Source organism: Franconibacter helveticus LMG 23732, assembly GCF_000463115.2.
GTDB lineage: Bacteria > Pseudomonadota > Gammaproteobacteria > Enterobacterales > Enterobacteriaceae > Franconibacter > Franconibacter helveticus.
On record NZ_AWFX01000019.1, the window covers coordinates 1 to 578 of the forward strand.

Consider the following 578-nt stretch of genomic DNA (forward strand, 5'->3'; position numbering starts at 1 on the left):
TGTACGCTTAGTCGCTTAACCTCACAACCCGAAGATGTTTCACTTCGGTTGCGAAAATTTGAGAGACTCGAACATATCGTGCTTCATTCTTTATTACGGAAGAATGAGACGACATGTCGTTTCAATTTTCAGCTTGTTCCGGATTGTTAAAGAGCAAATACTTCGCAGTATACTCAGTGAGTACACTCTGAAGTGATGGTGGAGCTATGCGGGATCGAACCGCAGACCTCCTGCGTGCAAAGCAGGCGCTCTCCCAGCTGAGCTATAGCCCCATCGTGTAGTCAGAACCTCTGTACCGATAATTCATGCTGAGACAAGGCGTGGTAACGCGACACATACTTCAGTATGTGAACGTTGCCGCAACGCGGTATCAGCAGGAATCTGGTAGGCCTGAGTGGACTTGAACCACCGACCTCACCCTTATCAGGGGTGCGCTCTAACCACCTGAGCTACAAGCCTGTAGAGGTTTTACTGCTCGTTTTTCTATCAGACAATCTGTGTGGACACTACAGAGGCAGGTTCTTTAAGGTAAGGAGGTGATCCAACCGCAGGTTCCCCTACGGTTACCTTGTTACGAC

2 tRNA genes are annotated in these 578 nt (G+C 48.8%); both read right to left on the reverse strand.

Going from position 1 to position 578, the window contains the following annotated elements:
* Nucleotides 1-196 precede the first annotated feature (196 nt).
* Nucleotides 197-272 (reverse strand) — tRNA-Ala (locus tag DW56_RS05940).
* A 110-nt stretch (nucleotides 273-382) separates the two neighbouring features.
* A tRNA-Ile gene (locus DW56_RS05945) sits at nucleotides 383-459 on the reverse strand.
* Between the last annotated feature and the right edge of the window lie 119 nt (nucleotides 460-578).